Consider the following 15,891-nt stretch of genomic DNA (forward strand, 5'->3'; position numbering starts at 1 on the left):
CAGATCATCGAGGGCGACATCCGGGACGGGAAGCTGGTCCACGAGGCGACGCAGGGCACTGATCTCGTCTTCCACCTGGCCGCCATCCGGATCACCCAGTGCGCGCAGGAGCCGCGCCTGGCCAACGAGGTGCTGGTGGACGGCACGTTCAACGTGCTGGAAGCCGCGGCGGCCGCCAAGGTGCGCAAGGTGGTCGCCTCGTCCTCGGCCTCGGTCTACGGGCTGGCCGAGTCCTTCCCGACCGCCGAGAACCACCACCCGTACAACAACGACACCTTCTACGGCGCGGCCAAGGCCTTCAACGAGGGCATGCTGCGCAGCTTCCACGCGATGTACGGGCTCGACTACCTCGCGCTGCGGTACTTCAACGTGTACGGCCCGCGGATGGACGCGCACGGCAAGTACACCGAGGTGCTGATCCGCTGGATGGAGCGGATCGAGGCCGGCCAGCCGCCACTGATCTTCGGCGACGGCGAGCAGACCATGGACTTCGTGGACGTGCGGGACATCGCGCGGGCGAACCTGCTGGCCGCCCGCTCCCCGCTCACCGACGCGGTCTTCAACGTGGCCCGCGGCGAGGAGACCAGCCTCAAGGAGCTGGCCTCGGCGCTGCTGCGCGCCATGGACGCGGACGGCCTCGGGGTCGAGCACGGCCCGGAGCGCGCGGTCAACGGGGTGACCCGGCGGCTCGCGGACGTCTCGGCGGCCGAGCAGAAACTGGGCTTCCGGGCCGAGATCGGCCTGGATCAGGGCCTGCGCGACCTGGTCGCGTGGTGGCGGGCGCAGCGTTCATCGGAAACGCAGCGCCCCTCGGAAACACAGCGATGAGCGGCGCGCCGGCGGGCGACCGCATCCCCGTCATGATCCCCTGGCTGGGCAAGGCCGAGGCCGACGCCGCCGCCGAGGCGGTGCTCTCCGGCTGGGTCGCCCAGGGGCCGCGGGTCGCGCGGTTCGAGGAGGAGTTCGCGGCCCGGGTCGGCGCGCGGCACGGCGTCGCGGTCAGCTCCTGCACCACGGCGCTGCACCTCGCGCTGGTGGCCTGCGGGATCGGGCCGGGCGACGAGGTGATCGTGCCGTCCTTCTCGTTCATCGCCACCGCCAACGCGGTCCGGTACGTCGGCGCCACCCCGGTTTTCGCCGATGTGGACCTGGAAACCGGCAACCTCTCGCCCGAGACGGTCGAGCCGGTCGTGACCGGCCGCACCCGCGCCGTGATTCTCGTGCACCAGGGCGGGATGCCGGCCGACGTGGACGCGATGCGCACGCTGTGCATCCGGCACGAGCTCGAGTTGGTCGAGGACGCGGCCTGCGCGATCGGTTCGGAGTACCTCGGCAAGCCGGTCGGCGCCGGATCGCTGATCGCGGCCTGGTCCTTCCACCCGCGCAAGCTGCTGACCACCGGCGAAGGCGGGATGCTGACGCTGGACCGGGAGGACTGGGCGCAGCGGGTGCGCCGGCTGCGCGAGCACGCCATGGACCTGTCCGCCGCGGCCAGGCACGCCAGCTCGGGGCCGAGCTTCGAGAGTTACCTGGAGACCGGGTTCAACTACCGGATGACGGACATTCAGGCGGCGGTCGGCCTGGTGCAGCTGGAGAAGCTGGACGCGATGGTGGAGCGCCGCCGTCAGCTGGCCGCCCGGTACTACGAGCTGCTGGCCGACATCCCGGGCGTGCGGCCCGTGCGCGATCCCGAGCACGGCCGCAGCAACTTCCAGTCGTTCTGGGTGCTGCTCGACCCGGCGCAGTTCCCGGGCGGCGGCCGCGACGCGACGCTGAACCGGCTCGCCGCCGCCGGCGTCTCGGCGCGGCGCGGGATCATGGCCTCGCACCTGGAGCCGGCGTATGAGGGAACTGATCACGTCCCGCTGCCCAACACCGAGCGGCTGACACGGGACTCGCTGATCCTGCCGCTCTTCCACGCGCTCACCGAGGCCCAGCAGGAACACGTCGTCGACGTGCTGCGCAAGCCCGCGGACGACGCGGCATAGGGATCGGCGCGATGACCACCACCAGCGAACTGTTGATCGTCGGCGCCGGCGGCTTCGCCCGGGAGACCGCGCAAGCCGTCGCCGCGATCAACGCCGTGCGGCCGACCTGGCGGCTGCACGGCTTCCTGGACGACGACCCGCTGCTGCACGGGCGGCGGGTCGACGGGCTGCCGGTGATCGGCGGCACGGATCTGGTGCACTCGCTGCCGAACGCGCACGTCGTCGTGTGCGTCGGCAATCCCCGCAACTACTTCACCCGTGCCCGCATCGTCGAACGGCTCGATCTGCCCGCTGATCGCTACGCGACCATCGTGCACCCGTCGGCCGACCTCTCCGCGGACTCGGTCATCGGTCCCGGCAGCGTGCTGCTCGCCCAAGCGGTGTTGACCGCCGCGGCGACTGTTAGCGCGCACGTCGCCGTGATGCCGCACGCCGTCCTCACGCACGATGTGACGGTCGACGACTTCGCGACGATCGCTTCGGGGGTGCGGTTCGGCGGAGGCGTGCGCGTGCAGCGCGGGGCGTATCTCGGTTCCGGCGCGCTGATCCGCGAACAGGTCAAGATCGGCGCCTGGTCGCAGGTCGGCATGGGTTCGGTCGTGCTGCAGGACGTCCCCGACGGACAGGTCTGGGTCGGCAACCCGGCCCGCAAGCTTCGTGACATAGAAACGCTCTGACATCTAGTAGCGGCGACTTCGAGTAGCAGCGAAAGGCTGGCTTAGGCACATGACGCAGGCAGACCCGATCCCGCTGGTGGATCTCAAATCGGCGCACGCCGAGATCGCCGACGAGGTCGCGGCGGGCTTCCAGAAGGTGCTGGCCACCACGGGCTTCATCGGCGGACCCGAGGTCGCGGCCTTCGAGGAGGAGTTCGCGGCGTTCGGCGGCGTGCGGCACTGCGTCGGCGTGGCCAACGGCACCGACGCGGTCGAGCTGGCGCTGCGCGCGGCCGGGGTGCGGCAGGGCGACGAGGTCGTGCTGCCCGCGAACACCTTCATCGCGAGCGCCGGCGCCGTGGCCCGGGCCGGCGCGGTGCCGGTGCTCGTTGACTGCGATCCGGACAGCTACCTGATCGACGTGCAGGCCGCGCTCGCCGCGGTCGGCCCGCGCACGGCCGCGGTGCTCCCGGTGCACCTCTACGGCCAGCACGCTCCGGTCGAGGAATTGACCGAGAAACTGGCCGGCAGCAACGTGCGCGTGATCGAGGACGCCGCCCAGTGCCAGGGCGCGACCCGCAACGGCCGGGGCGCCGGATCAGGCACCGGGGCGATCGCCGCGACGAGCTTCTACCCCGGCAAGAACCTCGGCGCGTACGGCGACGGCGGCGCCGTCGTGACCGATGACGCAGATATGGCCAAGACCGTGCGGGCCATCGCGAACCACGGCGGCCTGACCAAGTACAGCCACGACCTGGTCGGCTTCAACAGCAGGCTCGACGCGCTGCAGGCCACCGTGCTGCGTTCGAAGCTGCGCCGGCTGCCGGCCTGGAACGCCGCCCGCCGCGCGGCCGCCGCGCGGTACGCCGAACTGCTCGCGGACGTGCCCGGGATCGCCCTTCCCGCGACCCTCACAGACAACGAACACGTCTGGCACCTCTACGTCGTGCGCATCGACGCCTTCGACGGCGACCGCGACCGTCGCGACGCGCTCGTCGGGAACCTCAACGCCCAGGGCATCGGCGCCGGCGTGCACTACCCGGCCGCCCTGCACCAGACCCCGGCCTTCTCCCACCTGGGTTATCCGGAGGGCAGCTTCCCGAACGCGGAGGCCGCCGCCGCGCGCATCGTCTCGCTCCCCTTGCACCCGCACCTGACCGCCGCACAGCAGGAACGCGTGGCCGAGGCGTTCACCGCGGCGCTGGGCTGAACCGGATCGGCTGAGGTGACGTCGTGGTGAGTCCGCACAGGCGGTGGTTGGGGCGCCGGCGCATCGTGATCCTCGTGGTCGCGGGCGCCGTGCTCGGCACGGCCGGGGCGCTGGCCACCACCCTCGGCTCCGGCGGCGGCAGCACGCCCACCGCGGCCTCCACGCCGACGGCGGGCCCGCTCTCGTCGAGCCAGGTCCCGGCCCCGTCCGGCACGGGCGCGTTGCGCTCCCCGTCGCCGCGCTCATTCCCGAAGGTCTCCGGCACCGCGTCGCCTGCCGGGAACGCCGCGCTCAGCTGCACCAGCCCGGCCGCCTGCGGATACCCGGACGCGGCCCGCACCGGCCCGCGTACCGCATCGTTTTCCGCGCATTCCGGGAACATCTCCATTCGGGACAACGGAACCACGATCAGCGGCTGGAATCTGACCGGTTCGCTGGACATCTACGCGGACAACGTCACCGTCATCGACAGCAAGATCACCTCCACTAACTGGTGGGGAGTGAACCTGCGGCCAGGCCACACCGGCCTGCGAATTCTGCACACCTTCATCACGGGCGTTCCCGGGAAGGGCCCTGACAATGGCGGCGAAGACTACGCGCTGTCGAACATGAGCGACGGTTCCGTGGAAGTCGGCTGGAGCAACATGTCCGTTTTCGGGAACACGGTATCGACCGGCCACGGCTACATTCACGACAACTACGTGCACGACCTGGTGCCGTTCATCAACCACAGCGGCTATTACCAGCACACCGACGCCGTGATCAGCGACGGCGGGGATACCGAGGGCCTGCGCATCGAGCACAACACGCTGCTGAACCCGATCGACGCGACCCACGGGGCTTCCGCCGCCATCGGCCTGTTCCCGAACACCGGGCTGATCACCGACGTCACGGTCAAGGACAACTGGATCGCCGGCGGCGCGTACGCGCTGTACGGCGGCGGGCCGGGCGCCGCGCGCGTCGTGGTCTCCGGCAACGTCTTCTCGGACGAGTACTGGCCGGAGTGCGGCTTCTACGGCGCCATCGCGCATTGGAACGCCGCGGGCACCGGAAACGTGTGGTCGGGCAACGCCTTCCGTAATGGCCAGACCGTGGTCCCGGCCACCTAGCCGCTACCCAACGCGATCAAGCAGAGCACCGTTCGAACACCTACGGTGACGAAACCCCAGCACCAGATGAAGGTCTCGCAACAATGGCCACGTTCGCCTGTAAATATCGAAGACCGTCGCTATCTTTAGCACTGCATGTGCGTAGCGAGGACCTTCCATTCATTTTTTCTAGGCCCGGGGTGGGCGATGCACGTTAAGCTATTATCAGTATTCTTCGAAAAGTACCGCCGCGCAAGGGCCAGAAACAGAATTCTGATCCCCGCGGTGATTCTCGGCGTTCTCGCCGCGCTGGCGGGCCCCGCCATCGTGGCGCAGGCGACCGACCCCTGCGGCTCCGGCTCCAACCCGATCGTCTGTGAGAACTCGCAGCCGGGGACGCCGATGAGCCAGTGGTACTCCCCCAGCGCGTACGGCGACATCACCGGCTTCAGCACGACCGAGAGCGTGCAGCCCGGGCAGACCATCAGCTTCAAGGTCAGCTCCCCCACGACCTACAACGTCGAGATCTACCGGCTCGGCTGGTACGGCGGGGACGGGGCGCGGCTGATGCCCACCTCGCCCACCACGGTCTTCCCGGCGATCACGCAGCCGACGTGCAACCGCGACTCGCCCACCGGCCTGACCGACTGCGGCAACTGGTCGGTGACCGCCACCTGGACGGTGCCGTCCAACGCGGTCTCCGGCGTGTACCTCGCCGACCTGGACCAGAGCGGCGGCCAGGGCTTCATGCCCTACCCCTTCGTGGTGGTGAACCCCAACAGCCACTCGGACATCGTCGTGCAGACCTCGGACCAGACGTGGCAGGCGTACAACATGTACGGCGGCGATGACCTGTACCAGGGCAACGGCCCCGCCCCGGACGGCCGCGCCTACGCGGTCAGCTACAACCGGCCGCTGAACGTCTCCGGCGCGAACGGCATCTTCGGGTCCGAGTACCCGATGCTGCAATGGCTTGAACGCAACGGCTACGACGTGAGCTACCTGAGCGGCATCGACGTGTCGACGCAGGGCAGCCTGCTGCTCAACCACAAGATCTTCATGCCCTCCGGCCACGACGAGTACTGGAACCAGGCGCAGTGGGACGCGGTGACCGCCGCGAAGCACGCCGGGGTCAACCTCGCCTTCTTCGCCGGCAACGACGTCTTCTGGAAGACCCGACTCGCGGCTAGCGCCGTGGACGGCGGGGCCAACCGCACGGTGGTCTCCTACAAGATGACGAAGCTGGAGTTCCCCCAGCCGGACGGCATCCCAGACCCCAGCGGCCAGTGGACCGGCACCTGGATGGACCCGGCCGGCGCGGGCATCGGCGGCAACCTGCCGCAGAACCAGCTGACCGGCACGCTGTTCGACGTCAACGGCTACAACGCCGAGGCCATCACGGTCAGCTACCCGTACAGCACCGACCGGCTGTGGCGTAACACGCAGGCCGCGTCGCTGCAGCCCGGCCAGACCTACACGATGCAGACCGGAACGCTCGGTTACGAGTGGGACAGCGACGTGCAGAACGGGGTGCGGCCGTCCGGCGAGATCGACATGTCGTCCACGACGGTCAACCTCACCAACGGCACGCTGCTGAAGGACTACGGAAACACCTACGGCAACGGCACCGCGACGCACAGCCTGACCGAGTACCGCGACCCCTCCGGCGCGCTGGTGTTCAGCTCCGGCACCGTGCAGTGGGCCTGGGGCCTCGGCACGACCCACTTCGACCTGGCGACCAACGAGGACCCGGTGCAGGAGCAGGCGACCGTGAACCTGCTCGCCGACATGGGCGTGCAGCCGGTCACCCTCCAGTCCACCCTGGTCGCGGCGAGCCAGTCCACTGACACGGTCGGCCCGACCGTCAGCGTGGCGACGCCGAGCTCCGGGGTCACCGTTCCGGCGATGTCCCCGGTGACCGTCAGCGGCACGGCCGCGGACAGCGGCGGCGGCGTGGTGGCGCGGGTCGAGGTGTCCACCGACAACGGCAACACCTGGCTGCCGGCCACCGGCCTCGGCAACTGGAGCTACAGCTGGACCCCGACGCAGACCGGCAACGTCACCATCCAGGTGCGGGCCGAGGACGACAGCGACAACGTCGGCGCCGCCGTCAGCATCCCGGTGACGGTCGGCCCGCAGAGCTGCCCGTGCTCGATCTTCCCGAACTCCGCCACGCCGGCGAAGCCGGACAGCGGTGACGGCCTGTCCGTCAACCTCGGCGTCAAGTTCGCGACCAGCGTGTCCGGCGCGGTGACCGGGGTCCGGTTCTACAAGGCCGCCACCAACACCGGCACGCACACCGGCAGCCTGTGGACCTCCTCGGGCACCCTGCTCGGCAGCGTGACCTTCTCCAACGAGACGGCCTCCGGCTGGCAGACCGCCACCTTCTCGCAACCGATCCCGGTCAGCGCGAACACCACGTACGTGGTCTCCTACCTCGCGCCTGCCGGGCACTACTCCGCCGACGCCGGCTACTTCACCAACCAGGGCGCGGGCCTGAGCCCGATCACGGCCCTGCAGTCGAACAGCACCTCGCTGAACGGCGTGTACAAGTACGGCTCCGGCACCACGTTCCCGAACACCGGGTTCAACAACACCAACTACTACGTGGACGCGGTCTTCCAGTCCAACGTCACCAGCACCACTCCGCCGACCGTCACCTCGACGCAGCCGGCCTCCGGCGCGAGCGCGGTACCGGTCAACTCCCCGGTCACCGCGTCGCTGAGCGAGGGCATCAACGCCAGCACGCTGAAGTTCACGCTCAAGGACCCGAACGGGGTCAGCCAGTCCGGCACGGCGACCTACGACCCGGTCGGGCACACGGCGACGTTCACCCCGAACGGCCAGCTGGCGATGAACACGACGTACACGGCGAGCGTGTCGGCCACGGACCTGTGGGGCAACGCGATGACGAGCCCCTACACCTGGTCCTTCACCACCGCGAACACCCCGCCGTCGTTCAGCTGCCCGTGCTCCTTCTGGAACGGCGCCGTCACGCCGGCGAACACGAACACCAACGACGCCAAGTCGGTGGAGCTCGGCCTGCGGTTCCAGTCGGCGGTCGGCGGCTACGTCACCGGGGTGAGCTTCTACAAGGGCACGAAGAACACCGGCACGCACACCGGCAGCCTGTGGACCGCCTCCGGCACCCTGCTGGCCAGCGGCAGCTTCACCGGTGAAAGCGCTTCGGGCTGGCAGACGCTCACCTTCTCCTCCCCGGTCGCGATCACGGCCAACACGCCGTACATCGCGTCCTACCACGCCCCGGTCGGCTACTACGCGTCGAACGGTTCGTACTTCACCTCGGCCATCACGGCCTACCCGCTGACCGCGCTCCAATCGGTCACCGGCGCCGGCAACGGCCTGTACCTGTACGAGTCCGGCTCGACCCAGGTGCCGAGCAACAGCTTCAACGCGACGAACTACTGGGTGGACGTGAACTTCACCACGACCCCGCCGAGCGGTTCCAGCGGCGGCTCCTCGACCGCGGCGGCGACGTCCAACGGCTCGGTCACCCCGGCGGTGGACGCGCTCGGCCCGGACAAGGACGACATCGTCACCTCCACCACGGGCGTCTCGGACGCGGTGCACCCGCCGACGGTGACGTTCGCGGAGCCGATCGCGCCGCAGAGCCTGCGGATCAAGGTGGTCACCACGGTCGGTACACAGGGCACTGAATCGCCTGCGGGCACCGCGGTGACCGGTACACTGTTGTACAACCCTGCGACGCTGACGGCCTCCTTCAAGCCGGACTCGCCGCTGCGTCCGGGGGCGATCTACCGGGCGGTGGCGACGGCGAACGGGCTGGACGGCAAGGCGATCGCGCCGGTCAGCTGGACCTTCCGCGAGGCGATCCCGGGCAGCGCGGCTCCGGCCCATCTGCCCAAGATCCCGCCGAACGGCCAGGTGCCGCAGGTCGTCGCGCTCAGCACCGAGGGCGACAGCTGGCGGCGTACCGACCCGATCCCGCCGACCGACGTCTAGCACCTCCGACCGATAGAAAGCAGGTCCGTTCCATGAGCTCGGTCAGCGTGGTGATCCCCTGTTACCGCTACGGGCACTTCCTGGAGCAGTCAGTGGGCAGCGCGCTGACCGGGCAGGACGGCGTCGACGTCAAAGTACTGATCATCGACGACGCCTCGCCGGACGACTCGGCCGAGGTGGCCCGCCGGATAGCGAAGTCGGACTCGCGGGTCGAGGTCCTCGTCCACGAACGCAACAAGGGCCACCTCGCCACGTACAACGAGGGCCTGCTGGAGTGGGCGGACGGCGACTACACGGTCCTGCTGTCCGCCGACGACCGGCTCACCCCGGGCGCGCTCGTGCGCGCGGCGGCGCTCCTGGACGCGCACCCGAACGTCGGGTTCGCCTATGGCCATCCGCTGCATTTCCGGGCGGACCAGCCCCTTCCTCCGGCGCGAACCGAGGGCAGGGGCTGGTCGGTCTGGCCCGGCAAGTGGTGGCTCGAACGGCGCTTCAGGGCCGGCCACGGCTGCATCACCTCCCCCGAGGTCGTCGTGCGGACGGATCTTCAGCGCAAGCTCGGCGGCTACGATCCGCGCCTGCCGCACGCCGGCGACATCGAGATGTGGATGCGTTTCGCCGCGCACGCGGACGTCGGCTACCTCAAGGGCGTCGACCAGGCGTACTACCGCGTGCACAGCGCGAGCATGTCCAAGACCGACTTCTCGGGACAGCTCGACGACCTGCGCCAGCGCAAGGCCGCCTACGACGCGGTGCTGGAACGCGCGAATGAGCTCACGGCCGCGGAGCGGGACCGGCTCGGCGCCATCGTGCACCGCAAGATCGCCCGCCAGGCGCTCTGGCGCGCCGCCCGCGCGTACGACCGCGGCCGCACCGCCCAGGTTCCGGTCGACGAGCTGGTGGCCTTCGCGGCCGAATGCTGGCCGCACTACGAGAACCTGCGCGAGTTCGCCGGCCTCTCGCTGCGCCGTCGTATCGGCCCGAAGGCGATGCCCTACCTTCAGCCCCTGGTCCTCACCGCGGTGGCGCACCACGCGCGTGAGCGCCTGTGGTGGCGCACCTGGCGGCGTACCGGCGTCTGACCGATCTTGCCTATCCTCGTCTCCTTCGCGACCATGGATAGATGAGTGGCTTCGACTCACGCTTCGAAACGCTGGTAGACAAGCAGATCCGGGAAGCCGCCGCGCGCGGCTCCTTCGACGATCTGCCGGGCCACGGCAAGCCGCTCGCGGACGCCGGCCCGTACGACGAGGACTGGTGGCTCAAGGAACTCGCCAAGCGCGAGGAAGTGGGCCCGTATGCGCTCCCGGTGCCGCTCGCGCTGCGCCGCGAGGCCCAGGACCTCGTCTCAGGGCTCACCAAGGCCCGCAACGAGCGCGAACTGCGCAAGCTGGTAGCCGACTACAACACCCGCGCCGAGAAGGCCCGCCGCCGACCCCATGCCGGCCCGTCCGTCGTCATTCCGACGGTTGACGCGGAGCAGGCGATCGCCGCCTGGCGGGAGCGGCGCGCCTCCTGACCGCCGAGCGAGGCTCGCGCACTTCCCGCATCGCCGAGACCACCGCGTGGATTGTGCCCGGTAGTCAGTGCACGAAGAGGCTGAGCAGTTCGCCGAGCGTCGTGATGGAGGGTACGTCGCACGGTTCGCCGTCATCGCTACGGCGCACTGCCCGGCCCGCGTAACCGAGTGCGATTGCGGCTTCGACGAGCGCGGGATCGTCGTCGATGAAAAGGCACTGCGCGGGCTCCAAGCCGAGCGCCGAACTCGCATGGTGGTACATTCGCGGATCCGGCTTGCGGCATTCGAGCACCGCCGAGATCGCGTACGCCTCGAAGAAATCGCCGATGCCGAGACTCGAGTGCAGATCGGGAAGTTCGGGCCACGCGTCGGAGACCACGGCCATCCGCACTCCACGGCGGCGCAGCTCCTGCAACGTGGGAAGCACGTCCGGGAACGTCTCGAGGAATGCGGTCGGTTCGACGGGACGGATGAGTTCCGCGAGCAGCGCATCGCTGGCGTCGATGCCCAATTCGCCCAGGATGACGCGGTGATACGAATCGAAGTCGGGAGTTCCTGCCGCCTCGTTCATGAAGCGGTCGCCGGCGGCGATCGCTGCCGCGAACCGCTGCGGCGTTATTCCGGGGGTGTGGCTGAGGACGGTCTGCTCGAAGTCGGCGCGCGGATTCCAGCGGCCGCCGATCGGCTGCATCAGCACGCCGCCGGAGTCGAACAGGACGGCGCGCAGCGCGGATTCGGTCAAGGCTTCAGTCCCAGACTGTGAAGTAAGTGTTCGGATTCACGAGATAGCGAACGGTGGGGACCGGGATGTGGGCAATGCGGTGGTGGCGCGCGTAGCGGTACAGCAAGACCCAGTCCTCGCGCGGCATGACGTCCTTGTGGCGGCGCAGGCGGCTGAAGCGCAGGGCGTGGTTGCGGCGCGCGACGAACGCATTGGTGTCGAAGAACGACTTCTCGCGAGCCAGTCTGCGGTCGTAGGGCACGGACAGGATGTCCATCTCGCGGCCGTCCGGGGTGACCCGGCGCAGGGCCGTGTAGACCCCGTCCAGGCGGTATGAGCGGTCTTTCGGTCTGGCTTCGAGGGCGGCCAGCGCCGTCGCGAGGTGTTCCGGTTCCCACAGGTTGTCGTCGTCGAGGAAGGCGACGAACGGTGAGGCGGCGAGGCGGACGCCGACATTGCGCACGACGCCGGCGACCGCCGTATTGCGCCGCAGGCTCACCGCGACCACGCGTGGGTCGTCGGGCAGCGGCGGAATCTGGCCGCCGCCGTCGTCCACGATGATGACGCGGTTGTCCGTGATGGTCTGCGAGAGCGCGGATTCTACGGCGGCGCGCAGCGCGTCGGCTCGCTTGTACGTCGGGATGACGGTCGTGACCAGCGAGGGCGCGATGTCCGGCAAGAGCTTTCGCAGCCGGTGCACTTCGCGGGTCTCGAACAGCCAGCTTCCCGGTACGGTATGCGCGAGCAGCACTTTGTTGCGCAGCTCGTACAGCGGCAGCCAGCCGAATCGCCGCCGCAAGATCCGCTTGGCGGTCCGCCGGATCATGACGTGCCTCTCATCGCTTCGGCCGATCGTGAAGTTATGGGACGCTCACCGCGTGTTCGGCCCGGTCGGCCTCGGCCTCTGCTTGCGCGGCCTGCTGCGCGGCGGGCCGCGGGCCGGCCTTGGCCAGGTGCCGCAGCGGCCAGACGACGGGAATGTACACCGCGAAGGCCGCAGCTCCCGCCGTGAACAGGTAGGCGATCTGGGGAAGGTTGAGCCGGCCGAGCGCCAGTGCGACGCCCGCCATCAGCGCTCCGCCGAGGAACGGGCGCGCGCAGGCCTTCGCGATGACCAGCGGCGAGATACCGGCGCGGGAGAGTGCCCATAAGAAGAGCGGAGCGACCAGCGGGCCGGCCACCAGGATGTGGCCGAGTCCGACCCCTGCGATGCCTCTGGCCTTCGCGGTCAGGATCAACGTCGGTATGAGGGCGATCAGCCACCAGCCCTGCACGGTGATCAGCGCCTTACGGCGTCCCGAGGCGACAAGGCAGTCGTAGGCCAGCTCGAACGCCACGCGCAGCAAGCCGAGGAGGGCGAGGAAGCGGAGGGCGCCCGACGCGGCGGTCCAGCGCTCACCGTAGAGCGCGTAGATCAGTGGTTTGGGCATGACCGCGAGCAGCACACAGGCCGGGACGGCCGCGGCCATGAGGAGGGCCAAGCCGCGGCCGAAGCTGTCGGACAGCGCCTTCTTGGAGCCCGCGACGCGGGAGAAGCCGGCGAACGAGACCCGCCGGGCGATCTCGGAGACGCTGCGTACCGGCCAGCTGGAGACGTTGAACGCGATCTGGTACAGGCCGAGCTGGATCGGCCCGAGGGTCGCGCCGACGACGATCGAGTCCACGTTGAGCATGGCCAGCACCAGCAGGCTCGCCCCGGCCAGCGGCACGCCGAACGCGAGCAGCCGGCGCGCCTGCTGCCGGTCCCAGCCCGGCTTCAGGAACCCGGGCGCCGCGATCGAGCAGCCGACCAGCGCCACCAGGTTGCCGGCGATCGAGCCCCAGGCGAAGCTCATCGCGCCGAGGCCGGCCACCGCGAGGCCGATCGTCAGGCCGGTGCTGAGCACGAAGTTGCCCGCGTCGATGAACATCCGCTGGCGTTGGGCGAAGTTTCGGGTGAGTACGCCGGCCGGCACGCAGGCGATGCCGTCGATGATGACGGCGATGCCGAGCACGCGCAGCATCGACGTCGCGTCGGCGGCGCCGAGCAGGCGCGCGAATTCGGGGGCGGCGAAGAACAGGACGAGGTAGAGGACGCAGCTGAAGACGGCGGAGAGGGTGAGCACGGTCGGCGCGAAGCGTTTCGGGTCCTCGTCCCAGCGCACGATCGCCAGGCTGACCCCGAGCTCGTTCGCGGACAGCAGCACCGCGAGCGCGACCAGGCCGATCGCGTAGAGGCCCCAGTCGCGCGGGCCGAGCAGCCCGCGGGCCAGCACGACGCCGGTCAGGAAGTTGCCGAGCCGCATCACCAAGGTGTTGACGAAGCTCCAGCGCACCCCCTTGCGGATCTGCCCGCCGATCTTGGGTTCCGCGCTCGGGTCCGCCTTCACGACGGGGATCTCGCCGGTCTCGGTCGGCAGCCTGGTCTGCACGCCGACCGGCCTGATGATCGGCAGGACGAGCGTGTCGTCCTCCATCGGCGGGAACCACGGCCGCAACGTGGCCGCGATGGCGTGCGGAGTGCGGGTGAGACGCGTCATGTCGAGCATGTACGCGTTCGGGGCAGTCGTCGCCGGGGCGGATTTGCGCAGCGAGAAGAAGGCCGGCGGGATGCCCGTGAGCGCGGCGGCCGGATCGCGGCGCGGCACGAGGTCGCCCTCCCGCCGCGAGATGCCCAGATAGGCCCCCGCGCAGCCGATCAGCAGGAACACCACTCCGGCGAACATCGGAAAGCCGAGCGAGTCGAAGGTCGCGCTCACCACCAGCGCCGCGGCCAGAGCGGCGACGAAGCTCTGCCCGATCTCGCGCGTCGGCTCGTGCTTCCACAGCTTCCGGCCGCGCCGCGCGCAAACGATGCCGGTCAGGTAGAGCACGGCGATCATCAATGCGCCGACGATGCCGATTTCGACGACCGCGAGCAGGTATTGGTTGTCGGTGTAGCGGTAGAGCGCCGGGATGAAGGTCCGCCATCCGCGGCCGAAGAAGGGGCGCTGTTCGAAGTACTGCGCGACGCCCGCGTAGTCCATCGTCCGCGCCTGCGTGCTGTTGTCGCCGCTGCCGAGGAACGCGCTGAAGAGGTTCAGCACGGTCTTGATCAGGCCGGGTACGGCCAGCTTCATCACGCCGGCGCCGAGGACGATGACGCCGAGCGCGCCCCAGCGGCGGCGCGACGTCCAGGTCGGGATCAGCACGACCAGCACCGTGACCAGAGCGACCATCGAGGTGCGCGACACGGTCATCGGCAGCGCGCCGCCGATGCAGATCACCGGCAGCCAGCGGCGGGCCCAGCCGGTGTGGCGGCGCTCCGGATCGAGCGCCTGCTGAATCGCGAACGGAAGCAGCATCGCCAGCACGCCGGCCAGCTCGAGGGGCTGCGCCGCGGTGGAGGAGGGCCGGGTGAACGCGCCCCGGACCATCAGGTTGCTGATGTCACCGTTGGCCTGCAGTCCGGGGACGTGGATCTTGGCGAGCAGGTCCTTGCGGGTCATGAACTCGACGATGGCGAGCCCGCCGACGAAGCTGCCGCAGACCACCAGCCGGCGAAGCAGGGTCTTGAGCCGGTCGAGGTCGGTGATCGCCGCCGAGGCGACGACCACGACGCCGACCCACGCCGCGAGCACGATCAGGCCGCGGTCCGCGGCCTGCGTCTCGGCCTGCACCGGCGCGCGGTCGCTCTGTGCCAGCGCGGTGTACGAGACGAGGATCGAGACGGAGAACAGCAGCAGCGCGATGCGCACCGCCCGGGTGCCCGGCGCCGGCAGCAGCCGCCCGGCCAGCCATGAGGCGAGATACCACATCAGAGCCAGCAAGGCATATACGTTCGCGACCGTGCCGGCCGCACCGAGCGAGGGAAGCGTCCAGGTGGAGGGGATCAGTTCGAGCAGCACGACGTAGACGGACAGCACCACCACCGCGTCGAGCCCGTGGCGCCGTCTTCGGGGCGTCGGCCTCGGGTCGTTCTTGCGGGCGCGCGGCCGCAGGTTCATCCCCAGCCTGGAATTGCGAATGGCTGGATCGGCCTCGGGACCTAGTCCGCGCAGGCCAAGGGTCGGCGCGGACACTAGTCGCGGGCGCCCGGTGCCCGGCTGCTCAGCTCCGGGTGCGCCGGCTCGAAGGGGTCACGGTCCAGGTCGGCGGCGCCGTCCATGCCGTACCAGCGCGAGGCGGCGGTCTGCGGCGCGGCGGCGGGCGTGCTCGCCTGCGGGCGCTCGTCCGGGTCGTCGCGGCCGGTTTCCACGGCGGCGAAGTCGACGTCCGCTTCCGCGTCGAAGCCGTCGTCGTCGGACCCGAAGGGCACGCGGCGGAGCCGTCGGCGGCGCGAGGCCAGGACGTTCTCGACGACGAAGGTGGCCAGGAACGAGATGACCAGGCCGCCGATCGCGACGCCCAGCACGTCCTGCGTCTTGGTCTTGTTCTGCGCGGCCGGCGGCCCTGGCGGCACGATCACCATGGAGCGGATCATGTCGACCGGCTTGACCGCGGCCTGCTCCTGCACCGCGGCCAGCTGCTGAACGGTGTAGTTGGTCAGCGTGTTCATCGAGGTGAGCACGTGCTCGGGCTTGGGCCCGGTGACCGTGAGCGTCAGAAACGGCCCCTGCGCGGCGGCGGCGAGCGCGACGGAGTAGGTCTCGGTGACGCCGAGCTTCGCCAGGTCGTTCGCCGCGTCGCTGGAACCGAGGCGGCGGGCCAGGAAGTCGGCGGTCTCGTTGAGCGAGGAGTCGAAGTTCAGGAACGCGTTGCCGGTGC

Annotated in this window: 12 protein-coding genes; 8 read left to right on the forward strand and 4 right to left on the reverse strand. The window is 69.8% G+C overall.

What is annotated here, in order from left to right:
• The 8 genes from VFB40_RS00890 to VFB40_RS00925 all read left to right on the forward strand — a co-directional run.
• Positions 1 to 828 (forward strand): NAD-dependent epimerase/dehydratase family protein (locus VFB40_RS00890; RefSeq protein WP_324847305.1); only part of this gene is annotated, 828 nt, incomplete at its 5' end.
• Positions 825 to 1,988 carry a DegT/DnrJ/EryC1/StrS family aminotransferase gene (locus VFB40_RS00895; RefSeq protein ID WP_324847306.1) on the forward strand — a complete coding sequence of 388 codons (1,164 nt, stop codon included), beginning with the start codon at positions 825 to 827 and terminating at the stop codon, positions 1,986 to 1,988. The genes VFB40_RS00890 and VFB40_RS00895, both read left to right, overlap by 4 nt.
• Before the next feature lie 11 nt (positions 1,989 to 1,999).
• Positions 2,000 to 2,665 carry an acetyltransferase gene (locus VFB40_RS00900; protein WP_324847307.1) on the forward strand — a complete coding sequence of 222 codons (666 nt, stop codon included), beginning with the start codon at positions 2,000 to 2,002 and terminating at the stop codon, positions 2,663 to 2,665.
• A 49-nt stretch (positions 2,666 to 2,714) separates the two neighbouring features.
• Positions 2,715 to 3,854: a DegT/DnrJ/EryC1/StrS family aminotransferase gene (locus VFB40_RS00905; protein ID WP_324847308.1), complete on the forward strand. Its 1,140-nt coding sequence runs from the start codon at positions 2,715 to 2,717 to the stop codon at positions 3,852 to 3,854.
• A gap of 26 nt (positions 3,855 to 3,880) precedes the next feature.
• Positions 3,881 to 4,963 (forward strand): right-handed parallel beta-helix repeat-containing protein, encoded by a 1,083-nt coding sequence (locus VFB40_RS00910; RefSeq protein WP_324847309.1) that lies wholly within the window; start codon positions 3,881 to 3,883, stop codon positions 4,961 to 4,963.
• Between the two features lie 264 nt (positions 4,964 to 5,227).
• Positions 5,228 to 8,926: a DUF4082 domain-containing protein gene (locus tag VFB40_RS00915; RefSeq protein ID WP_324847310.1), complete on the forward strand. Its 3,699-nt coding sequence runs from the start codon at positions 5,228 to 5,230 to the stop codon at positions 8,924 to 8,926.
• Between the two features lie 32 nt (positions 8,927 to 8,958).
• On the forward strand, positions 8,959 to 10,008 hold the full coding sequence (locus VFB40_RS00920; protein WP_324847311.1) for a glycosyltransferase family 2 protein: 1,050 nt from the start codon (positions 8,959 to 8,961) through the stop codon (positions 10,006 to 10,008).
• 41 nt (positions 10,009 to 10,049) lie between these two features.
• Positions 10,050 to 10,445 carry a DnaJ family domain-containing protein gene (locus tag VFB40_RS00925; protein ID WP_324847312.1) on the forward strand — a complete coding sequence of 132 codons (396 nt, stop codon included), beginning with the start codon at positions 10,050 to 10,052 and terminating at the stop codon, positions 10,443 to 10,445.
• 64 nt (positions 10,446 to 10,509) lie between these two features.
• Here the strand turns inward: VFB40_RS00925 and VFB40_RS00930 are convergent, their stop codons facing one another.
• The 4 genes from VFB40_RS00930 to VFB40_RS00945 all read right to left on the reverse strand — a co-directional run.
• Entirely contained in the window at positions 10,510 to 11,187 is a 678-nt protein-coding gene (locus tag VFB40_RS00930; RefSeq protein WP_324847313.1) for an HAD family hydrolase, read from the reverse strand.
• A gap of 4 nt (positions 11,188 to 11,191) precedes the next feature.
• Positions 11,192 to 11,992: a glycosyltransferase family 2 protein gene (locus tag VFB40_RS00935; protein ID WP_324847314.1), complete on the reverse strand. Its 801-nt coding sequence runs from the start codon at positions 11,990 to 11,992 to the stop codon at positions 11,192 to 11,194.
• 34 nt (positions 11,993 to 12,026) lie between these two features.
• Positions 12,027 to 15,131 carry an oligosaccharide flippase family protein gene (locus VFB40_RS00940; protein ID WP_324847315.1) on the reverse strand — a complete coding sequence of 1,035 codons (3,105 nt, stop codon included), beginning with the start codon at positions 15,129 to 15,131 and terminating at the stop codon, positions 12,027 to 12,029.
• Between the two features lie 74 nt (positions 15,132 to 15,205).
• Positions 15,206 to 15,891: hypothetical protein (locus tag VFB40_RS00945; protein ID WP_324847316.1), on the reverse strand; the 686-nt coding region annotated here is incomplete at its 5' end.

This window comes from Actinocrinis sp. (assembly GCF_035650855.1).
Classification (GTDB): domain Bacteria; phylum Actinomycetota; class Actinomycetes; order Streptomycetales; family Catenulisporaceae; genus Actinocrinis.

Coding starts and splice junctions, on each gene's coding strand:
- VFB40_RS00905 (WP_324847308.1), top strand. CDS start 2,715: ATGACGCAGGCAGACCCGATCCCGCTGGTGGATCTCAAATCGGCGCAC.
- VFB40_RS00940 (WP_324847315.1), bottom strand. CDS start 15,131: ATGAACCTGCGGCCGCGCGCCCGCAAGAACGACCCGAGGCCGACGCCC.
- VFB40_RS00935 (WP_324847314.1), bottom strand. CDS start 11,992: ATGATCCGGCGGACCGCCAAGCGGATCTTGCGGCGGCGATTCGGCTGG.
- VFB40_RS00920 (WP_324847311.1), top strand. CDS start 8,959: ATGAGCTCGGTCAGCGTGGTGATCCCCTGTTACCGCTACGGGCACTTC.
- VFB40_RS00900 (WP_324847307.1), top strand. CDS start 2,000: ATGACCACCACCAGCGAACTGTTGATCGTCGGCGCCGGCGGCTTCGCC.
- VFB40_RS00925 (WP_324847312.1), top strand. CDS start 10,050: ATGAGTGGCTTCGACTCACGCTTCGAAACGCTGGTAGACAAGCAGATC.
- VFB40_RS00895 (WP_324847306.1), top strand. CDS start 825: ATGAGCGGCGCGCCGGCGGGCGACCGCATCCCCGTCATGATCCCCTGG.